Below are 22,303 nucleotides of genomic sequence, written 5' to 3' on the forward strand. Positions count from 1 at the left end.
AGGTTTAATGAGTTTTTTACGCTGAATCTCTATATTTCAGCGACCTATCATGCCTCAAGGAGCAATTAAGGTGCGTCAAGCAACTGTTTATATCGATAGCGAAGCCCTTCGATATAATTTAAACCGAGTCAAACAACTTGCACCCAAAGCAAAAATCGTCAGCATGGTCAAAGCCAATGCTTATGGTCATGGAGTCAAGGACTGCTTAGCCGCCTTAAGTTCATCAGATGCCTTCGGTGTCGCCTGCCTAGAAGAAGCCTTAGAAATTCGTGAATTAGGTTACACCCAACCTATAACGCTAATTGAAGGGATTTTTAGCGCTGATGAAATGCTTCAAGTCATTGAAAATGAAATTGAAGTTATTGTACATCATCAAGCTCAACTAGACTGGTTACTCGCAAACAAAGAACAATATCTCGCAAAAAATCTAAAAGTTTGGGTCAAACTCAATAGCGGCATGAATCGTCTAGGTTTTAAAGTTCCTGAGATTATTCAAGTGATTAATGATCTAAAACAGCAAGGTTTTAATTGCGTACTTGCGATGCACTTTGCCAATGCTGATGCCGACCATCATCCATTAAATGAACAACAAAAAAACCAGTTTTTACACGTGAAAGAAGCTTGTGCACCGATCATGGGTTCATGCTGTAACTCTGCAGCTATTTTAAAATGGCCTGAGTTAAATTTTGACTTTGTCCGTCCCGGTATCATGCTTTATGGTGCTTCTCCTTTTGCGGATAAGTCAGTCCATGAGCTTGATCTTAAGCCTGTCATGACTTTTACAGCTGAAATTATTGCTTTAAACCATATCGAAGCGGGTGAGTCGGTCGGCTACGGTTCTACTTTTGTTGCCGATCAAGCAATGGATATTGCCATTGTTTCGATTGGTTATGGTGACGGCTACCCTCGTGCATTTCCAAAACAAAACTATGTCAGCCTCAATGGTCAAGCCACTCGTGTAATCGGCCGCGTTGCGATGGATATGATCGCTATTGATGTTACTGGATTGAAAGCACCGCTTGGTACCGTCGTTGAACTATGGGGTAAAGACCGTTTAGTGGACGACGTTGCAGAAGCCAATGGTACGATTGGCTATGAATTGCTTTGTCGTATGAGCGCTCGCCCAATTCGTAAAAAACTTTAAGCCGTATTTTAAACATGTATAAGAAATCCAAGCTTAGGCTTGGATTCTTCATGAGTTAGTAAAAAGAATTATTCAAAATAATCAGCTGTTGGCACTGGTAAATCCTGTAGCCCTTTTTTTAAAGTATCTGACCATGCTTTACTAATATTTTCAAAATACGGATCTTCCTGATAAATCCGTTTGCCGATTGGCACATTTAGACGATCTTTGTGATAAATCAAAGCATCTAAAGGCATCCCAACTGAAACATTCGAACGCAAAGTTGAATCAAAAGAAATCAAACTACAACGCAATGCTTCATCAAGTGGCATATCATAACGCAATGCCCGATCCAAAATCGGTTTACCATATTTACTTTCACCTATCTGAAAATAAGGCGTATCGCTCGTCGCACAAATAAAGTTACCTTGAGGGTAAATATTATAAAGTTGCATCTCTTGATTTTTAATCTGACCACCGACCAACAAACTACAATAATAGTTACTCTGGTCTTGGGTGTCTGCGGTCACATCAGAAATAATCGCTTTCAGTGTTTTCCCGACCAATTCAGCCACTTCAAACATGGTGTTGACACTGTAAAGATTCTGTTCTTGATGAGTATCGAGTTGATTTTTGAGATGCCCAATGACAGACTGCGTTGTCGCTAAATTCCCAGAAGTTTGGATCGTAATAAATCGATCTCCAGCAATTCCGAACGTATAAAGCTTTCTAAATACCGAAATGTGATCCACACCTGCATTGGTACGGGTGTCGCTAATAAAAACCAAGCCTTCTTTTAAGCGTAGCGCACAACAATACGTCATAAGACATCCTTCATCCATGCTATAAAGCAGTTGAAATTAACTAAAACTATTCTCATGAAATATTAAAAATATCAATCAATTAACAAGGAAGCACTTGCACAATCGACTGCATACTTTCAATCCCCCCTTTTTGTCGCACCCCACGTACTGGTGCAACATCCCAATAATCGCGCCCTATTGCCACATAAATATGTGAACTAGGAGTGAATAGCTGATTACTAATATCAAAACAATACCATGAATGATCCAGATAAACCTCAGTCCATGCATGACTCGCAAGGTGTGTTTTATCCTCTACATACAAATACCCTGAAACATAACGTGCAGGTATGTTGAGTGACTTACACATCGCGATAAACACATGACTATGGTCTTGGCACACTCCTTGTCTTGCTTGAAATGCATCAATTGCAGAAGTATGTACATTGGTGCTAAAACTCGAATATGGCATATATGCCAATAAGGCTTGAGCCAACGAAATCAAGTTTTTCCGATTGGTAATGGGAACATATTTAAGTGCAAATTCATGCATTTCTTGATTAAAGAAGGTGCTTAATGTAGGTTGCAAAAAAACCAATGGATTGAGTGAACAATCATGTGAAATAGAATCACTATTAGGCTGAATTTCAACAATTCCTTGTGCCATAATCACCATTTGCAAATAAGAAAATCTTTGTGTGCTAGTCACCCAAAGATTATTAAAAGCATCACGATTTAGCGTTTTTTCACCAGGCACACTGATATCCCAAGCCAGAACCTGTTGATGAGCATTACTCTGTGGCATCATTTTGATGTATTGAATACTATTTTTTGCATAATCCGTATATTGATAATGTGTCTGATGATTGATCATAAGTTTCATACATCTACCTCAAATAAATATTGGATTTGATCGCAAAATTGGTGAAAGCTTGCCTGATTAAAATCAGTTTTTAACAACTGCCATGGTTTATTTAATGTGGACCAACCTTTTTGTTGTAAACAATCAATCAGCCACTGCATTTCTTTAAAAATATGCAGCGATGATTCCCCCAACCGCAAAGCATGATCCAAGTTTTCAACGCATACACCCAGACTATAAAATACAAAAATATCTTCTTGTTCAGACTGAAAAACCTCATGGCAAGTTTCGACCACTTCACAAATATATGTAAAATTTGGCACTAATATTTTCATCTGTGCCTGTAAACTTGCAAAACTTTGTTTATCAAGCACCCCTCGTAAATCCAGAATATTATTTCTAATCAACTGAAATTGTTGATGAAATGAGATATAGCTTTCTGGATTTATAATAAGTGTATTTAAACTTTCAACGTTATAAGCAGGCAAAGCAAAAGCTTTGCTGTATTGCAATGCTCGATCATCATCTACAAAAGGAAAAGCTGCGCATAGATATTGAACTCGTGTCAAATATCTTCCTAGCCAAAAAATTTGTTCAGCATTACTGGTCAATAAAATCATAAACTAACTCCTAAAGAGTTATAAATTTCAAACACGTTATGAATGCAGAGTATCGACGATCCAAGTATCTTTGATACCACCACCTTGTGAAGAATTGACGACCAACGAACCTTGCTTCATTGCCACACGGGTTAAACCACCCGGTACAATTTCAGTTCGATAAGGCGAACTTAATACAAAAGGTCGTAAATCAATATGACGTTCCGCAATTCCCTGAGCCGTTAAAGTTGGTGAAACAGACAGGTCTAATGTCGGCTGTGCAATATATAACTCAGGCCTAGCTGTTATTTTTTGTCTAAAACTTTCAATTTCCACTGCACTTGCCTGTGGTCCGATCAGCATGCCATAGCCTCCTGAACCTTGTGCCTCTTTCACCACCAGCTCAGATAAATGCTGCAATACATATTCTCTATCTGTTTTTTCACGGCATTGATAAGTAGGAACATTTTTTAAGATTGGCTGTTCTGAAAGATAAAAATCTATCATTTTATCGACATAAGGATAAATCGACTTATCATCAGCAACCCCAGTACCTGGTGCATTTGCAATCAATACATTTTTTGCAGCATAGGCTGACATCAAACCAGCAACACCTAAAGTACTATCAGGTAAAAAACATAATGGATCAATAAATGCATCATCAAGGCGCTTATAAATCACATCTACCCGTTGCTTCCCAAAAACTGTTTTAACGTAGACTTTAGCATTTTCAACAAATAAATCTTGTCCTGTTACCAAAGGTACATCCATTTCCTTGGCTAAAAAAGCATGTTCATAATAAGCACTATTATATCGACCTGGCGTTAATACCACGATAAAGGGTTGATCAACATAAGCATTTTCACATAATATTTCTTTTAACAAGCTTGGATATTGTTCAATTCCCGCCAACTGATTTTGCTGACATAAATCAGGCATCAATTTTTCGCTAATTTTACGGCTTTCCAACATATAAGACACACCAGATGGTGTACGTAAATTGTCTTCTAATACAAAAAACTCCCCCGAACGATCACGAATAATATCAATACCACTAATATGACTATAGATTTTACCTTTCAAATCTAACTCCATCATTTGCGGTAAAAATGCCTCATGACCCAAAACTTGCTGTGCAGGCACAAGACCAGATCGGAGAATTTCTTGTTGATGATAAATATCATCTAGGAAAAGGTTAAGCGCACGCACCCTTTGTGCGCAGCCTTGCTCAATTTTATGCCATTGTTGTTTAGCGATCACACGTGGAATTAAATCAAATGGTATGGTTCTTTCAATCCCAGCAGCCTCTCCATAAACAGCAAATGTAATCCCGTGATATAAAAAATGTTGCTTGGCTTGTTCATTTAAAGCTTTTAGCTGATCGAGACTATGTTGACACAACCATTCTTCGATTTTTTTTGATGCCTCAAAAGACATTGAACAATCATCTAACATTTCATTAAAAAAGTTAGATTTTAATTGGTCAAAAAGATAGGCAGTACTGTTAGGCTGCACAAGTTCGACTTGTAATGCTTCTTTAAGTATGAGTGATTCATTTTCTAGCCCAAAATTGTCTGTGGCTAGACTTGTATCTTTATCTTCTTTAAACATACAAACCTCGTCTTTTGATTGAATAAATTTCAATTATTCAAAAGCAACAATAATGCCAATATATTCAGCAACAACAGTCGGCAAATTGGGCTAGTTAGAATTTACGAAAATAACAAATTCTATTAGCCCATGTATAAAGTCGAGATTCAATGTATCTATGATGAATAGATGTATCAAAATATAGTCAACATTTTGATAAAATTGAGCAAATAAAAAACCCAAAGATACTATTTGGGTTTTTTAAAATAATTTTAAATTCAGTTATTTAAACTATAGGTTTACATTTTTATTGATTCGCTTCAAAAGCACATTGCATCTGATCATTGAAATGGTAGAAGTGATTTATATCTGACACTTTTTTAAAATTATGCCATGCATCACACAAGCTTTCCCAACCTCGAGCATGTAATAACTGCATCATAGGTGCAATTGTCTTTAGACTATGAGAAATTGGCAAACCCAATTTTAATTGAATATCAACTTGCTCAATATGTTTCCCCAATCGATAAAAAAATAAAATTTCATGTGATTCTTGTTCTAAAATTCGTTTCGATGCATCGATCAATACTGAGATCTGTTGCGTATTTTCAGTGGCTTGTAAAGTGAGATCAGAAAGTTCCTGAAAAGTTGAATCGGACAATAAATCCTTGATATCAACCAAGTCACGCTTGATGGTCTGAAATTGTTTATAAAAAGAAAATGGTTGTAGATGATCATAAAGCAGATCATTTAAAGAACTTGCATCAAATGCGGCTAAACAAAAAGCTCTAGAAAATTTAATGGCTTTATCATTTTGCTGAAATGGTACTTGCTGAGATAAGAATTGCATTCGATACAGATGGCGTCCAAACCAATAAACGCTTTCTAATTTCGAACTCCTCGTATTCATTTTTCCCTCCGCTGTTCTTCATCTTTATGTGTTTTGAGATCATAGAATATTTAAATCAAAATGAAGAAATAGTTAGAATTGGTTATTAAACTAACATATGAACTTTTAAAAATTAAAGTCAGTTTTGTATCATATACTGTCAAAAAGCACTTAATAACGTGTGATTTTTCCTGCAATTTAATTTTAGAAATTATCAGAATTTGATTTAAATGTATTGAATAGAAAGCTTTTTTTATTATCAATAAAACCAATATAAGATTTTATAAATTCTTACATTTTTTTATAATAATCCTTAAAAATTGACTGTTCTTACTATTTTTTTAACGTCTAAGACTTGAAGTTTTATGTCAAGACACTTACATTTAGACCCTTGGTGCTGATCTTTTAATCTAAATAGGTTCGATTTCAAAGTCTATGTCCGTACAAGAAAAAGAAACTTCCAACAGTTTATATAGACAATGGCAAATCCTGTCACGCCTTTCTACGGGTAAGTGGATGGGTACGCGTGAGTTACAAGAGATTTTGTTGCGTGAAGGGATTGATATTAGTTTAAGAACTATTCAACGTGACTTAAATCAAATTTCTCAACGTTTCCCGATCGAAAGTAACAAAACCATTCCTCAAGGTTGGCGTTGGCGTTCCGATGCCCCGATCCAAAGTCTGCCACATATGACTAGTTCTCAAGCGGTCACATTTATGATGGTTGAAGAACATCTTAAACATTTGTTGCCGCCAAGTTTGATTGATGAAATGAATCCTTGGTTTGATCTGGCAAGACGCAGTCTTTCCACTCAAAACAATGTCCGTCAATGGATTAACCGTGTCCGTATAGTCCCAGCCAATCAACCACTGATACCGCCTGTGGTTGAGCGCCAAGCTCAGCAATCGATCTATGAAGGTTTATTGCAAGACAAGCAAATTGAGTGTGTCTATCAAGCACGTGGGCATCAAGGTGAAGACCGTACTTACACCTTAAATCCACTCGGTTTAGTACAAAAAGGTTCGATTATTTATTTGATTTGTACACGATTCGATAAATCCGATGTACAAACTTTTGCCTTACATCGTTTTAAATCAGCCAAAGTTTTAGACTCTCGCGCCCTGCATCCTGTGGATTTCGATATTGATGCCTATATTGATTCGGGTGCTCTCGGTTTCCGTGTGGACTTTAGTAAGCCGACTGAAAATGTTGATCTAAAATTGACAATGAATGAAGCGGATGCACACTACTTTTCAGAAAGTCAGTTGAGTCAGCAACAAAAAATTGAAAAACTGGACAATGGTCTATATCAGATCTCAGCAACAGTACCATTAACCAATCAATTGGTGTCATGGCTACGTAGTTTTGGTAAAAAAATTATCAAAATAGAGCCTGAAATGTTAGAAAATTATGTCAATGAATTAGAAAGCTAAGTCACTCTGCTTAGCTTCTATTTCATTTTTTAATGCTCATCAAAACATTAAATTCAAAGCAGCCTGTTTTAGTAAAGGTAGATGTTTTTCAATTTCTATTTCATGAAAGCCCATCGTACCGATCGCCAAATGCCGATTAGGTACAGGTATAAAAAGCCCAACTGCACCTAGCTGTAAAACATTTTGCGAAAATGCATAACCTTGCTGTCTTGCAAGTTGTATTTCTTGATCTTCATTATTTTGTTCTGGATAGGTACACGCGATCGCAATCCCTGCTGCTGCCACACCAATAGGATGACGCGTACCCAAGCGATAGCTTAGCTGTAAAAATGATGATGAATGACACGCTGTTTTCACCACAACACATTCATTACCTTCTGCTAGAACCATTGCTGTAACAGCTTGAGTCTGTTCTGAAAGTTGTTCAAGCACTGTCTGACTTTGGGCAGGAATACTTTGCTCAAAACCTCGATAAAGCGGCAATATCTTGGCACTAATCGACAAGTGTTGCTGATCAGGCAAATGCACATAACCCATTTCCACCAAAGTATGTACCAAACGGTAAATCACCGTACGGTTCATCTCAAGTTGCTGTGCCAATTGTGCAATGGTCAATTTACCCTGATGCTTGGCAATGGTTTCTAAAACTAGAAATCCTCTTTCCAATGTTTGTAAGCTTTGCATGTCTACCCTCAACATTTCAGCGTTGATATTGCATCTTTAAAATTGAGTTCGCAACTTTTCTTTGTTTGAAATTTTTATATTTAAATAAAGTTCGATCCAAACTTTTTACAAAATTGTATTTCCAACCAAGATCTGAAAATATTTAGCTTTATTTTCAATAAATTAAATAGAAAATACTACAAATTGAAATGATTGAGCCGAATTTTGAGAAATCGTTAGGCTAGATACGCTACTGTAAGTAACTTTGTTTAAACAATTGAAAATTATTAAATAATGTATAAAACAAGCTTATTTAAAATGATTAAATGAAATATGTTTCATTTATTTTTTTATTATAAAAATAATGAATCAAATTATTGACAAAAATAACTTAAATATTCATTATAAATTTTCTATTAAAGAACATTTGGTTCGATTATAGAACACATTCAGGAAGAATGCGCTTAAAAACAATAAACCAAGATCAAATACAGGAATATCTGTTATGGAAAACGTAAAATCCGTCGCAATCAGCGATGAGAATATCACACATGATAGTGAAAAAATTAGTCAAAAACGTGTCGCTTTTGCCACTGTCATTGGCACAACGATTGAATGGTACGATTATTTTGTATATGCAGCTGTTGCTGGTCTGGTTTTTAATCAAATATTTTTTGCACCCGCAGGTCCTGTCGTTGCCAACTTATTGGTTTTTGCCTCTATCGGTATTAGCTTTATTTTCAGACCATTAGGTGCTTTTATTGCTGGACATTATGGCGATAAACTTGGTCGACGTTTAATGTTGGTCCTCACGCTGGTCTTAATGGGAGGAACGACAACTCTAATTGGATTATTACCGACCTATGCTCAAATCGGTATCGCAGCACCTATTCTTTTGATTTTATTGCGTATCTTACAAGGCATATCAGCTGGTGGTGAATGGGGCGGCGCAGTACTTATGGCTGTAGAACATGCACCTAAAGAAAAACGTGGACGTTTTGGTGCTTTCCCGCAACTTGGTGTTCCTCTAGGTCTACTTTTAGCTTCTTTGGTTTTAGTGATCATGACTGGTGTGGTTTCGCCGGGTGAAGAGTTTGTACAATGGGGCTGGCGTATTCCATTTTTGTTGAGTTTGGTCCTACTTGCTATTGGTCACTGGATTCGTCGTTCAGTTGATGAAAGCCCTGTTTTTGAAGAAATCAAACATCGTAAATCAACCATCCAAAACCCGATCAAAACTTTATTTAGCAAATATAAAAGTTCTGTTTTACTCGCTGCGTTACTTTGCGCAGGTGTAACAGGTTTAGGTTATATGACGACGGGTGGTTTTATTCAAAACTATACAACTAACCCAAATGGTCCATTTAAGCTTGATCGTACGATTATCCTTTCTTTAGTCACTGCTTCTGCTGTCATTTGGGCTTTGGTGACTTGGATTTCGGCATCACTTTCAGATCGTTTTGGTCGTAAAAAAATCTATATCATCGGCACCATTTCTCAAATCATCGGTGCACTGTGTTTATTCCCATTTGTCGATATGGGTACATATACAGGTATCGCAATTGGGCTATGTATTTTGTCAGTCGGAATCGGTTTAACCTACGGCGTACAAGCAACTTTCTATGCTGAACTCTTCCCTGCTTCAGTACGTTTCTCTGGTATTTCAATCACCTATGCGATTGGTTCAATCTTGGGCGGCGCATTTGCTCCACTGATCGCGGCATGGATCGTCAACGCTACAGGTGGCACAACTTACGTCACGGTTTATTTATGTGTCATCGCAGGTCTTGCATTCTTGGCTTCAATCCTCCTCAAAGATCGTACAGGCATCGACTTAGGTCCTGACAATGAAGAACAGCAAAATGAATCACCTTTGATTTGGAAATAAGGCATTATTTTCAATGATATATTTAAAGTTTCTGTAAAAAATATTTTATAAACTTTGAAATGTTCTAAAAAATAAATGAGTGAGTATTCGGACCAATACTCGCTCAAAACTTTTTATCTATTTTATTTAAAATTTCTACATTATTATTTATTTTAAAATTTAAATTTTCAGTAGCTCAAACCCCTTAAGCTACTGAAAATATTTGGAGTTATCAAACTTTCACATACAACAGCAAGCAAGTTCTGCGCTATTATATCTGATACTTTTCATGGTCATGGCTTTCACCTCTTGTTTGAACGTAAAGCCAATATAGCGTGATTTTTTTAAGCTGAAAAATAATTAGAAATGCTTTGGATTTTAATTTTTTTGCTTAAGAACTGTGTAGATATACTTATGAATAAAATCAGCGATAAATTATTCCCGCACTAGTTTTTCTAGCAAAAGTTTTTTCAGCAAATCTTCAACGATATCTTTTGCTCTAAGTTGATCAAACCAATTTTTTGGTATCGCATCAAAACCATAGTACAAACCAGCGATTCCACCCGCAACACATGCGGTCGTATCTGTATCACGCCCGAAAGCGATTGCCGTTTTAATCACATCTTGATAGTTGTCTTGCTTTAAGGCAAAACGTGCAGATTTCAAACAATCAACCACATAACCACTCCCCATACCCTTTTCGAGTTCATCGGGTCGAATGTAGTATTCTAATTGTTCAAGTTCATCTTCTTTATCATGAAAATGTTCACGTAAAATAGCGACTGCTTCATTCCAAGCAGACTCAATATCAGCACCTTTTAAAATATAACGCGCCCATAAACAATACAGTGCACAGCAAACTTTCGAACGTAAGTGTGCATGGGTAACATGTGATTGAGCATAAGCATCTTGAATTAATTGTTGGTCAGAACCTTGATGCCAAAGTGCCAATGGTAATACTCGCATGAGAGAACCATTTCCATTGGCCAATTCATCATTTCTCGCTACATTTTGCAGCTCAACACCATTCATATATCCACGTATAGATTCTGCTGTCTGCACTCCGACATCAAACACCTTGTAGTCTACAGCCATATAACCGTACTGGTACCAATTACATAAGCGATGCATAAAATCTTGTTGGTCAAATTGTCCTTTATGCAATAGCGAGTCAAGCAAACATAAAGCTTGTGCGCCATCATCAGACCAAGTACCCAATTCAATGTCGGGATAGGTTTTTTTGAAATATTTTGGTGGCACTATATCAATATCAGCATAAACAGGTAATTGGTCTGGTAAATTAAACTCATAAGAAACACCAACTGCATCACCTATAAGCAATCCATATAGTGCACCTTTAATTTTATTTTGCTGATCTATATAAGATTCCATCATTTCCAACCTTAAAAAAATCGTGATCGTCATTCCATTTTATAGAAAAATAACATAGTCTCAGTTAGAAACTGATTTAAAACAACACTAAAACAAGAGTAAAAAATATGGATATTAAAAAGTATACTTTTATCACTTTATCGAGTTTTGTTTTATCTGCTTGCGGTGGAGGGAGTGATTCTGGAGCTGATAATAATAGAAACCAAAGCCAACCGACCAATCGAACTAAAAGCCAGCTCACCTTAGCTTATCTAAACGATAAAACCCCATTATTTGCTGATTTTTCGACAGATATTAATAATGATACTCCAGCCTATAATTATGGCCAAGTTTTAAACTTTAAATCACCACTTTCATCAAAGACATATACTTTCACTTATAATTTTACTGCCAACGATCTAACTTATATGATTGAAGCTGAATATCTAAACTTAAATTCTCAACCTATTTCAGTCAATATTTACGAAAAAAATTGTAATAATGACAGATGCCTATATTCAAGAAGTTTTACCTGTAAACCTACAGTTTTTGTATGCAATAACACGGCCATAACGGTAGATCAAAATACAGGGGCGAGTACTTTAACATTCAATCACACAAAAATCGTAAACTTAGATGATTATAAACAACTTAACTATTTAGACGGTAGCATTACAGGATCGCTTGCTCAAAAACCTCAAGATGTGCCCGATATTTTTCCTACTGGTATGCAATATGAAATGAAAATAAATGGTGAGAATATTCAATATATTCTCGCAATAACCCCAATCAAGCATTCTCATTATGAGAAAATAAGGCTCATAAATCACAATATTATAGAGTTTTGGACAAATATAGCTACAGAAGGAGATTCAATTCATATTCGAATCAAAGATAATAAACCAATACTCGGGATACTAAGTTTTAATAGTATTTACGACATAATATTTGGTTATGATACAGAATTAGGCATATATCCGAACATCATGAATGATAAAATTATATATAACCCGAAAAACTATGAAATCACTTTCAATGGAGCTGAAGTGGAATGGGTTAATTTACACATGACTCTTTCTGGTACTATCGGCCCATAAAAAAAAGCCCGCATTAAGCGGGCTTTTTAACAGCAAAAATTAAGCTGTTTTCTTCATTTGTGCATTTTTACGAATGGTGATCATGATCAACTGAACTGCCGCAGGTGTTACACCCGGAATACGACTCGCCTGAGCCAATGTTTCAGGCAAGACATTTTTCAGTTTCATGGTAATTTCACGAGACAAACCTGAAACCACATCATAATCAAAATCAGCAGGAATACGAGTTTCTTCAAGACGTTTCATTTGCGCAACATCTTCTTGCTGACGATTGATATAGCCTGCATATTTCACAGCGATTTCAATCTGTTCGCCCACATGTTCTGTCACTTCAGAACCTGTCAATTCAGCAATATGACTGAAAGTCACATTCGGACGTTTTAACAAATCAATCGCACTTGATTCTTTGCTTAAATCTTCGCCAGTCATTGCAACGAATTTTTTACCCATTGGGTTATTTGGCGCTGCCCAAAGGTGTTGTAAGCGAGAAGTTTCACGTTCTACAGCTTCCATTTTTTCGCTATATGCTGCCCAACGCTCATCATCAACCAAACCAAGTTCACGACCAATTGCAGTTAAACGTTGATCTGCATTGTCTTCACGAAGCATCAGACGATATTCGGCACGAGAAGTAAACATGCGGTACGGTTCTTTTGTACCGAGTGTAATCAAGTCATCAACCAATACACCCATATACGCTTCATCACGTTTTGGTGTCCATTGCTCTTGATCCCAAGCACGACGTGCGGCATTTAAACCTGCCAACAAACCTTGCGCACCCGCTTCTTCATAACCTGTTGTACCGTTAATTTGACCAGCAAAATACAAGTTATTAATTGATTTAGTTTCAAGTGAAAATTTGAGTGATTGTGGATTGAAATAATCATATTCAATCGCATAACCTGGACGCAAAATATGCGCATTTTCCATACCTTTGATCGAACGTACAAGTTCAAACTGCACATCAAAAGGTAAAGAAGTCGAGATACCATTTGGATAAAGTTCGTGTGTATCTAAGCCTTCAGGCTCCAAGAACACTTGATGTGAATCTTTATCCGCAAATTTATGAATTTTATCTTCAATAGATGGGCAATAACGTGGCCCCACACCTTCAATCACACCTGTATACATAGGTGAACGATCTAAGCCACCACGAATGATTTCATGTGTGCGCTCATTGGTATGTGTAATATAGCAATTGATTTGCTCAGGATGCATAGAAGCATCACCCATAAATGACATCACTGGAGATGGGAAATCACCCGGTTGGGGTGTCATGACTGAAAAATCAACTGAACGTGCATCAATACGTGGGGGCGTACCAGTTTTCAAACGACCTACAGGAAGTTTAAGTTCACGCAAACGATGCGCCAATGAAATTGACGGAGGATCACCTGCACGACCGCCAGAGGCATTATTGAGACCAACGTGAATCACGCCCCCCAAGAATGTGCCAGTCGTTAAAACCACTGTTTTAGCATCAAAACGAATACCCATTTGCGTAATCACGCCTTTAACGGTATCCCCTTCAACGATCAAATCATCTGCAGCTTGTTGGAAAATATCAAGATTCGCTTGATTTTCCAAAGTATGACGAATCGCAGCTTTATAGCGAATACGGTCTGCTTGAGCACGTGTTGCACGAACCGCTGCACCTTTACGCGAATTTAAGATACGGAATTGAATACCACCTTTATCTGCTGCAAGCGCCATCGCACCGCCCAAGGCATCAATTTCACGTACAAGGTGAGACTTACCAATACCACCAATCGCAGGGTTACAGCTCATCTGCCCTAAAGTCTCAATGTTATGAGTCAAGAGCAAAGTCTGTCGACCCATACGAGCCGCAGCTAGAGCCGCTTCCGTACCTGCGTGACCGCCACCGATAACAATGACATCGTAAACTTTAGGATAATGCATACTACTTAGACTAAAAAAAAAAGGACTGCATATTATAGCAAGAAAATTGTTGCGCTTATAATGGTTTTTGAAAATTGTCTATATAAAATTACAACCCAATACACTGTGTGACAAATTTGATGCTCAAAACATCATAAAAAAGGATTAACTTCCAAAGCGTTGCTTCTTAAACTTGAACCGTTCCATATTTTCATGCCTTACAATCAACTTTAATAAAGGGATAGTCCAATGAAAAATATTGTTATCAAATCTTTATCGGCTTCGTTAATTTGTCTTATGAGTATTGGGGTTGCAAATGCAGCACCTCAGCATCAAAAAGCAAAGGCAACTAAAGCGACCAAAACTGAAAAAGTAAGCAATGAAACCCGTCTACAAATCAATGCTTGTAATAAAAAACAGCAAGGTGAATGGACCAAGTACAGCTACCAAGGGGTAACGTTCAACGGTACTTGTGAACAAAATGAAAATGGCAAGTTGCAATTTAAATCACCAACACCTGCTGGCGGTAGTACAGCAGCAGCTGAAAGTGCGGCCCCTGCTGCAGATAGCGCAGCTCCAGCAGCAGTAGAAAGTGCTGCTCCTGCGGATGAAAGCAATGCTGCACCAGCTGACGATAGCGCAACACCTGCAAGTTAATTTTAAAAACTAAAAAAATGGCTATGGATATAGCCATTTTTTTATGGTTAAAACCCTCGCCCCCCTTCCTAGAATATTTCAATTTTTTCAAAACTTCCGTACTTTCTATCTTTATATAAAAATTGATGTCTTTTTCTATTCCCTAGATATTTCTTACTCCAAACAAGTGATATTCAGCTACAATAGCTTTTTAAGAAAATAAACTAGGTTATTTCTGTGAAGTGGTTACAAATACATATTACTGTTGATCAAGCTCAAGTTGATTTTACTGAAACCTTACTCAGTTCTTTAGGTGCAGTCAGCGTCACTTTAGATGATGCAGAAAATCAAGATTTACTTGAACCACTTCCGGGTGAAACTCCACTTTGGAATAAAGTTATCGTTACTGGGATTTATGCTCAAGAAGACAATCAAGAAATTGATGTTCAAGCACTTGAAACATTTATTCGCACTCAAATGCCTGACGTTGAAATGCGTAGTGAATTTTTAGAAGACCAAGTTTGGGAACGTTCATGGATGGACTATTATGAGCCGATTCAAATTGGTGAAAAATACTGGATCGTTCCAGAATGGTTAGAACCACCTGAAAAAGATGCAGTCAATATCAAGCTTGATCCGGGTCTTGCTTTTGGTACGGGTAACCATGCCAGCACATTCTTATGTCTTCAATGGTTAGGCACTGTCGATCTAAAAGATAAAATCGTAATCGACTATGGTTGTGGTTCAGGGATCTTGGGTGTTGCAGCATTATTACTTGGCGCTAAAAAAGTCTATGCTACAGATATTGACCCTCAAGCGGTACTTGCGACCAAGCAAAATGCCGAATTGAATGGTGTGCTCGAGAATCTTTATGTGGGCTTACCAGAAGAATTTAATGCAACATTTAAAGATCAAAAAGCTGATGCCTTTGTCGCAAATATTTTGGCTGGTCCATTGATGTCTTTGGCTGCTGAATTTTCAACATTGGTAAAATCTGAAGCTGACTTTGCTCTTGCTGGTGTTATCAAAGAACAAGTCTCAGAAGTATCCGAAGTTTATTCTGAGTTCTTTGATGTATTAAATGTTGAAGAACGTGAAGAACATTGGTGTCGTATCTCTGGTAAACGTAAAAAATTCGCTTAAAATATCAGGAGAGTTTTAATAAACATTTAGAACTCTCCTAAAATATCTTTATACAGTACAACATAAACAACTATAAAGTTTGCCATGCCAAATAAACAAACCAGATGTCCAAACTGCCAAACGATCTATAAGGTTTCTGTTCCCCAGTTAACCGTCGCACAAGGCATGGTTTGTTGTGCAAAATGCGATTTCACCTTTAATGCGCTGTCTAATATAGTCAAAATTCAGAATCCGGATCTTATGGTTCTTGATGAGCCAGTAAAAAAGGTTTCAAACCATTTTTTTGTTGAACCCTCTTCTGAAGCACATCAATCGACTCAAGATATATTTAAAGTTTTGGAGATTTTTAATCATAAAGTCGAAAATTCAAATATTGATTTATTAACTTATTTAAATAACTTAAATTATTTTAGTCACGAACCAATCAATGCCAATCCAAGCCTCAACCTCTATAGTAATGCTCATCAGCTCAACAAAGATCGATACAGACCCACTTTTAAATACTATCTCTTCTGGGGTGGAATTAATTTTATTTTATGCTTAGTCTTCTTGTTTCAATATATTTGGCATAATCCTTACTTATTAAAAGAGCACCCTTTTCTGAATAATAGCTTCAATAGACTCAACAGCAGTTTAGGTATTGAAACTTTAGAACAGCGCTACCAACAAATAAGTGCATCTCAAATCATCGTGGATTACCCAAATGACGCTATGGTTGAGTTTTCAGGCGTACTCAATAATAGTTATGATAAAAGTTTAAAAATGCCTTTGTTGCAATTAAATCTACTATCTGATGGAGAAATAATAAGCACAGCGATCATTCCGCCATCACAATACCTGATCACTAGCTTACAAGGAATTGAAAGAATCCCGAGCGATAGCCCATTTTATTTCCAATTTACGGTTATAAAACCAAAAAAACAATTTGACAATTACCAAATAGCCGCAATTGAGCCTTAATTTCAAAAAAAAATTAAAAAAATTAAAAAAAAATGTAGTTTTCTTGCTCATTTTCCGTAGAGAGATGCTATCATACGCGCCACGAAAGCTTTGTGCTGCAAACTCCTCGCAATTTCTCACAACAAATACAGTCTGGATATGTGCTTTATTTTTAATATCGCGCACCTAGATCGTTTTTTGTTCGATAATAACGTGGTAACATATATTTAAATATTGTTACGCTTATTTTCTGATCAATTGTCAGAGCTGTGGCAAGCTAATTGTTCTTGTTGTAAGGCTACCGTTTTTAGGAATCTAAAACGGAGCTTATGTTTTTTTAGACCACATAAATATATCACCATATGGTGGTATCAAATTTTCGGATTAACTCGCATGAATAGCAAATCTCCTATTTTTACTGCACAATCTGATGTTGCTCTTCGTATTCACGTAGATCGCGCAGTTCGCCATTACTTTGCACAGTTACAAGGCGAGCAGCCATCTCAAGTGTACGACATGGTGCTAGCAGAAATGGAGAAACCTCTTTTATCTGTAGTTTTAGAGTACACACGCGGTAATCAAACTCGCGCTGCTGAGATTCTGGGACTTAACCGTGGAACTTTGCGTAAAAAGTTGAAAGCTCACGGTTTAATGAGTGAATAAATGTTAAAATGCTCACGCTTGTGGGCATTTTTTATGCCTATCTGTTTTTTTAATCTGTAAACTTGAACTGTTGACAACATCATGACTATTAAACGTGCTTTGATCTCTGTTTCCGATAAAACAGGAATTGTCGAATTTGCTCAAAATCTTGCAAATTTAGGGGTAGAAATTTTATCTACTGGCGGAACATATAAATTGCTTAAGGACAACAACATCGCAGTTGTTGAAGTTTCTGAGCATACAGGCTTTCCAGAAATGATGGACGGCCGTGTAAAAACACTACATCCGAAAATTCATGGTGGCATTTTAGCTCGTCGCGGTCTCGACGAAGCTGTAATGCAAGAACACAATATTGATGCTATTGATCTTGTTGTGGTAAACCTTTATCCATTTGCAGCAACTGTAGCGAAACCAAACTGTTCACTTGCTGATGCGATTGAAAATATCGACATCGGTGGTCCAACAATGGTTCGTGCTGCTGCTAAAAACCACGCTTCTGTAGGCATTGTCGTGAATGCTTCTGACTATGCTGTGGTGATCAATGAACTTAAAGAAAATGGTTCATTGTCTTATGCAACTCGTTTCGATCTTGCAGTAAAAGCATTTGAACATACAGCACAATATGACGGCATGATTGCTTCATATCTTGGTGCTCGTGTTGGTAAAGAAGAAGGTCAAGCGGATAAATTCCCACGTACTTTTAATACTCAACTCAACAAAGTTCAAGACTTACGTTATGGTGAAAACCCTCACCAATCAGCTGCATTCTATGTAGAAGCAAATGCTCAAGAAGCTTCTGTTTCAACAGCAAAACAGCTTCAAGGTAAAGAACTTTCTTATAACAATATTGCAGATACTGATGCAGCACTTGAATGTGTTAAATCATTTGCAAAACCTGCTTGTGTAATCGTTAAACATGCAAACCCATGTGGTGTAGCTGTATCTTTAGATGGTATTAAAGCTGCTTATGATCTTGCTTATGCAACTGATCCAGAATCAGCTTTCGGTGGCATCATTGCATTTAACCGCGAGTTAGATGTTGCTACAGCTCAAGCGATTGTTGATCGTCAATTTGTTGAAGTTATCATTGCTCCAAGTATTGCTGATGGCGTACTTGAAGTAACAGGCGCGAAGAAAAATGTTCGTGTACTTGTTTGTGGCGAACTTCCTGCAATTGATGCTCGCGAAACTCAATACGATTACAAACGTGTTCATGGTGGCCTACTTGTTCAAGATCAAGACTTGGGTATGATCACTAAAGACGACTTAAAAGTTGTGACTAAACGTGCTCCAACTGAACAAGAAATTGATGATCTCATCTTTGCTTGGAAAGTTGCAAAATACGTGAAATCTAACGCGATTGTTTATGCAAAAGATCGTCAAACAATCGGTGTGGGTGCAGGTCAAATGAGCCGCGTAAACTCAGCTCGTATTGCTGCAATCAAAGCGGAACATGCTGGTCTAGTGGTTGAAGGTGCTGTAATGGCGTCTGATGCATTCTTCCCATTCCGTGATGGTATCGACAATGCTGCTGCAGCTGGTATCAAATGTATCATCCAACCAGGTGGTTCAATGCGTGACGAAGAAACAATTGCAGCTGCTGATGAACATGGCATCGCGATGGTATTTACGGGTATGCGTCATTTCCGTCACTAATTAATTTTAATAAATCCTCCCTAGCCCTCCTTTAAACAAGGGGGGTTTTCTATATGATTTTTCGATATTATATGGAACGAAGGGAGTCCCACTTTACAAGGGGGATTGAGGGGGATTCTATTTTTGAAGGATTTTGAGAATGAATATTTTAGTTTTAGGTAGTGGCGGTCGTGAACATGCACTTGCATGGAAAATCGCTCAAGATGCAAAAGTACAAAAAGTTTTTGTAGCGCCAGGCAATGCTGGTACAGAAACAGAAAATAAATGTGAAAACGTTGCATTAGATATTTTAGACAATGCCGCAATTATCGCGTTTGCAAAAGAAAATAATGTTGATTTAGTGATCGTTGGTCCAGAAGCACCGCTTGTAAATGGTGTAGTTGATGCCGCGCGTGCTGCTGGTGTAAAAATTTGGGGACCAACTCAATATGCTGCACAGCTTGAAGGCTCTAAAGCATTTGCAAAACATTTCTTAAAACGTCACAACATTCCAACAGCTTTTTATGATGTATTTACAGAAGTTGATGCTGCTAAAGCGTACATCGAAAAAAATGGCGCACCGATTGTAATCAAAGCGGATGGCTTGGCGGCTGGTAAAGGCGTAATCGTAGCCATGACCAATCAAGAAGCATTTGATGCCATTGATGACATGCTTGCAGGCAACAAATTTGGTGATGCAGGTTCACGTGTCGTGATCGAACAATTCCTTGATGGTGAAGAAGCATCATTTATTTGTATGATCGATGGTGAAAACATTTTACCAATGGCAACATCTCAAGATCACAAACGCATTTTTGAAGCAGATCAAGGTCCAAATACTGGCGGTATGGGTGCATATTCCCCTGCTCCTGTTGTGACCAATGATGTTTTTGAACGTGTTATGAATGAAGTCATGCGTCCGACTGTCGAAGGCATGGCTAAAGATGGTCATGTTTATACAGGCTTCTTATATGCTGGCTTGATGATTGATGCTGAAGGTCAACCACGTGTTATCGAATTTAACTGTCGTTTCGGTGATCCAGAAACTCAACCGATCATGATGCGTTTACAATCGTCTTTAGTTGACTTGGTTGAAGCTGGTATTGAAGGTAAATTGCCAAGCGAAGCAAACTGGGACGAGCGTAAAACTGTAGGTATCGTCCTTGCTTCAGCGGGTTATCCTGAGACAGCGAAAAAAGGCGATGTGATTTCTGGTCTAGATACGCAAATCGCTGATAGCAAAGTATTCCATGCGGGTACTGCTAAAAATGCTCAAGGTGAAATTGTGACCAGTGGTGGTCGTGTTCTTTGCGTAACAGCATTAGGCAACACCATCGGTGAAGCACAAGCTAAAGCATTAGAATTGGCTGAAAAAGTAACGTTTGATGGCGTTCAATATCGTAAAGATATTGGTTACCGTGCCATTGCTCGTGAAAATGCATAATTCAGCTATTTGATCATAAAGTCTATAAAACCCGCTAACTGCGGGTTTTACTTTTTTAAAACTTCCAAATATTGCAAAACAAATTTTCACCTTAGCTTATCAAAAAATATTTTTTTTAATCAGTACAATTGATTGCTATTCTGTATTTATCTTAATCACAACAGCAATGGAAATTTAAGAGATAACGACATTTCTAAAATTAATTTTTTTAATTTCCTGATTCTGCACGCAAAAATATGTGATTAACACTCTATTTTATTTATTTTCAATACAGGAACGTCTATGAAAAAACTGTTTCAACTCAGTTTAACTTTATTTGTCATTTTATTGAGTGCATGTAGTAAACAACCCGATCAAAATAAAAATGAAAACAAAGAAACGACTAAGCAAGAGCTGAGAATCATAAAATTGGCCTCCACAGGTTCAGATACAGATATTTGGCAATATATCGCTCAATTGCCTGAAACTGCACAAGCAGGCATTAAGCTTAATGTGACCAATATCACAGATTATGTAGTGCTCAATACTTCAGTCGCGAGCGGTGAACAAGATGTAAATGCATTCCAATCATTCAACTATTTAGCGGCATATAACGGCGCAAATAAAGAAAAAGTCGCAGCAGTCGCAACGACCTATTTTGAACCAATGGGCATTTACGCCAATACAGTAAAAAAAGTAGAACAGTTCCCCCAAGGTGCAACCATTGCAATTCCAAATGATACTGCCAACGAAGCACGCGCTTTATCATTATTGCAATCAGCAGGTCTAATCAAACTTAAATCCGATTTCGATCTAGGCAAAGGAACAGTCAACGATATCATTGATAATCCTAAAAAAATAAAACTTCGTCCGATACAAATGACGACCGCAATACGTGTTAAAAAAGATGTTGATGCTATTGTTCTAGGCAATACTTTAGCTTTGGAAGGCGGATTAAATGTACTTAAAGATTCAGTTTTTCATGAACCTGTTGACCAATCTACCAAAATTTATGTCAATTTGTTAGGTGTTGCTGAAGCACACAAAACTGATCCAATTTATACAAAATTAGGAGAACTTTATCACCTACCAAAGGTACAAAAATTTATTAGTGAAAAATTTGCTGGAACTAAAGTTGAAGTCAACCAACCCGTCAGTGAATTTAACAATTTACATTAATTCGCTTCATTTAAAGGCAAAGCCAAAATATTTTTTAATGTATTGGCTTTGCTTTAGTACATCATTTGACGTTTTACACTCAAATTTACTATTCAATATACATAATAAAGATAAATAATTTCAAAAAACTTATAAATAAGGAATAAGAAAAAAACCTAAGCAAAAACAAATGCATTTAATAAAAGCTTTTGTTTTCTTTATCAAATTCATAAATTTTAGATTTAATAAATTAAAGTTCATCATTTTGTTATGAAAAAGTGGTGCTTTGTATAAGATAAATTTATTGGTATCATAAACAAATCTTTAGGGTATGTTTTAAAAACTAAAAATTATTTGAAACAGGCTACTAAACTCCAAATGTATTGAACATCAAGTGTGTTGAATGATAAATACTTTATCCACATATTAGATGTTCAAAGCTGTTAAAAAATCGATCTAAACCATCGAGAATGCAAAGAATAAGATTCTGCTGCATTTCCTAGTTAGGA

Annotated in this window: 19 protein-coding genes; 11 read left to right on the forward strand and 8 right to left on the reverse strand. The window is 37.0% G+C overall.

Going from position 1 to position 22,303, the window contains the following annotated elements; genetic code table 11:
- Positions 1–70: 70 nt before the first annotated feature.
- Positions 71–1,144, forward strand: coding sequence for an alanine racemase (gene alr / locus F960_RS13800; RefSeq protein ID WP_020846707.1), 1,074 nt, complete (start codon positions 71–73; stop codon positions 1,142–1,144).
- Between the two features lie 68 nt (positions 1,145–1,212).
- Here alr and F960_RS13805 read toward each other — a convergent pair whose 3' ends face one another.
- The 5 genes from F960_RS13805 to F960_RS13825 form a co-directional block, all read right to left on the reverse strand.
- Positions 1,213–1,947, reverse strand: coding sequence for a proteasome-type protease (locus F960_RS13805; RefSeq protein ID WP_004866211.1), 735 nt, complete (start codon positions 1,945–1,947; stop codon positions 1,213–1,215).
- A 79-nt stretch (positions 1,948–2,026) separates the two neighbouring features.
- A complete protein-coding gene (locus F960_RS13810; RefSeq protein ID WP_004866213.1) occupies positions 2,027–2,809 on the reverse strand; it encodes a transglutaminase family protein in 783 nt (260 codons plus the stop codon).
- Positions 2,806–3,408 carry a hypothetical protein gene (locus tag F960_RS13815; RefSeq protein ID WP_004866216.1) on the reverse strand — a complete coding sequence of 201 codons (603 nt, stop codon included), beginning with the start codon at positions 3,406–3,408 and terminating at the stop codon, positions 2,806–2,808. The genes F960_RS13810 and F960_RS13815 overlap by 4 nt, the downstream gene beginning before the upstream one ends.
- A 36-nt stretch (positions 3,409–3,444) precedes the next feature.
- Complete coding sequence (locus F960_RS13820) at positions 3,445–4,998, reverse strand: circularly permuted type 2 ATP-grasp protein (protein WP_004866219.1); 1,554 nt, start codon at positions 4,996–4,998, stop codon at positions 3,445–3,447.
- 286 nt (positions 4,999–5,284) lie between these two features.
- Positions 5,285–5,887 carry a hypothetical protein gene (locus tag F960_RS13825; protein WP_004866222.1) on the reverse strand — a complete coding sequence of 201 codons (603 nt, stop codon included), beginning with the start codon at positions 5,885–5,887 and terminating at the stop codon, positions 5,285–5,287.
- A 414-nt stretch (positions 5,888–6,301) separates the two neighbouring features.
- Here F960_RS13825 and F960_RS13830 point away from each other — a divergent pair, with 414 nt between their 5' ends.
- Complete coding sequence (locus tag F960_RS13830; RefSeq protein ID WP_004866224.1) at positions 6,302–7,300, forward strand: helix-turn-helix transcriptional regulator; 999 nt, start codon at positions 6,302–6,304, stop codon at positions 7,298–7,300.
- Between the two features lie 39 nt (positions 7,301–7,339).
- Here the strand turns inward: F960_RS13830 and F960_RS13835 are convergent, their stop codons facing one another.
- Positions 7,340–7,984, reverse strand: coding sequence for a helix-turn-helix domain-containing protein (locus F960_RS13835; RefSeq protein ID WP_004866228.1), 645 nt, complete (start codon positions 7,982–7,984; stop codon positions 7,340–7,342).
- Positions 7,985–8,468: 484 nt separating this feature from the next.
- Here F960_RS13835 and F960_RS13840 point away from each other — a divergent pair, with 484 nt between their 5' ends.
- Positions 8,469–9,851, forward strand: a complete 1,383-nt coding sequence (locus tag F960_RS13840; RefSeq protein ID WP_004866231.1) for an MFS transporter — start codon at positions 8,469–8,471, stop codon at positions 9,849–9,851.
- Between the two features lie 414 nt (positions 9,852–10,265).
- Here F960_RS13840 and F960_RS13845 read toward each other — a convergent pair whose 3' ends face one another.
- On the reverse strand, positions 10,266–11,225 hold the full coding sequence (locus tag F960_RS13845) for an ADP-ribosylglycohydrolase family protein (RefSeq protein ID WP_004866234.1): 960 nt from the start codon (positions 11,223–11,225) through the stop codon (positions 10,266–10,268).
- Between the two features lie 104 nt (positions 11,226–11,329).
- On the opposite strand from F960_RS13845, the gene F960_RS13850 reads away from it, so the two are divergent.
- A complete protein-coding gene (locus tag F960_RS13850; RefSeq protein WP_004866237.1) occupies positions 11,330–12,298 on the forward strand; it encodes a hypothetical protein in 969 nt (322 codons plus the stop codon).
- A 39-nt stretch (positions 12,299–12,337) separates the two neighbouring features.
- Here the strand turns inward: F960_RS13850 and mnmG are convergent, their stop codons facing one another.
- Positions 12,338–14,218: a tRNA uridine-5-carboxymethylaminomethyl(34) synthesis enzyme MnmG gene (gene mnmG / locus F960_RS13855; protein ID WP_004866241.1), complete on the reverse strand. Its 1,881-nt coding sequence runs from the start codon at positions 14,216–14,218 to the stop codon at positions 12,338–12,340.
- A gap of 228 nt (positions 14,219–14,446) precedes the next feature.
- Here mnmG and F960_RS13860 point away from each other — a divergent pair, with 228 nt between their 5' ends.
- From F960_RS13860 to F960_RS13890, 7 genes are all read left to right on the forward strand, one after another.
- The gene (locus F960_RS13860) at positions 14,447–14,854 is read left to right on the forward strand and encodes a hypothetical protein (protein WP_004866244.1); all 408 of its coding nucleotides are present in this window, start codon (positions 14,447–14,449) and stop codon (positions 14,852–14,854) included.
- Between the two features lie 216 nt (positions 14,855–15,070).
- The gene (prmA, locus tag F960_RS13865) at positions 15,071–15,976 is read left to right on the forward strand and encodes a 50S ribosomal protein L11 methyltransferase (protein WP_004866248.1); all 906 of its coding nucleotides are present in this window, start codon (positions 15,071–15,073) and stop codon (positions 15,974–15,976) included.
- Positions 15,977–16,060: 84 nt separating this feature from the next.
- The gene (locus F960_RS13870) at positions 16,061–16,936 is read left to right on the forward strand and encodes a DUF3426 domain-containing protein (RefSeq protein WP_004866251.1); all 876 of its coding nucleotides are present in this window, start codon (positions 16,061–16,063) and stop codon (positions 16,934–16,936) included.
- A 372-nt stretch (positions 16,937–17,308) separates the two neighbouring features.
- The gene (fis, locus tag F960_RS13875) at positions 17,309–17,578 is read left to right on the forward strand and encodes a DNA-binding transcriptional regulator Fis (protein ID WP_001086304.1); all 270 of its coding nucleotides are present in this window, start codon (positions 17,309–17,311) and stop codon (positions 17,576–17,578) included.
- 81 nt (positions 17,579–17,659) lie between these two features.
- The gene (gene purH / locus F960_RS13880) at positions 17,660–19,234 is read left to right on the forward strand and encodes a bifunctional phosphoribosylaminoimidazolecarboxamide formyltransferase/IMP cyclohydrolase (RefSeq protein ID WP_004866253.1); all 1,575 of its coding nucleotides are present in this window, start codon (positions 17,660–17,662) and stop codon (positions 19,232–19,234) included.
- 139 nt (positions 19,235–19,373) lie between these two features.
- Positions 19,374–20,657: a phosphoribosylamine--glycine ligase gene (gene purD / locus F960_RS13885; RefSeq protein ID WP_004866256.1), complete on the forward strand. Its 1,284-nt coding sequence runs from the start codon at positions 19,374–19,376 to the stop codon at positions 20,655–20,657.
- Between the two features lie 282 nt (positions 20,658–20,939).
- Positions 20,940–21,815 (forward strand): MetQ/NlpA family ABC transporter substrate-binding protein, encoded by an 876-nt coding sequence (locus F960_RS13890; protein WP_004866260.1) that lies wholly within the window; start codon positions 20,940–20,942, stop codon positions 21,813–21,815.
- Positions 21,816–22,303 lie beyond the last annotated feature (488 nt).

Source organism: Acinetobacter gerneri DSM 14967 = CIP 107464 = MTCC 9824 (assembly GCF_000368565.1).
GTDB classification, from domain to species: Bacteria; Pseudomonadota; Gammaproteobacteria; order Pseudomonadales; family Moraxellaceae; genus Acinetobacter; species Acinetobacter gerneri.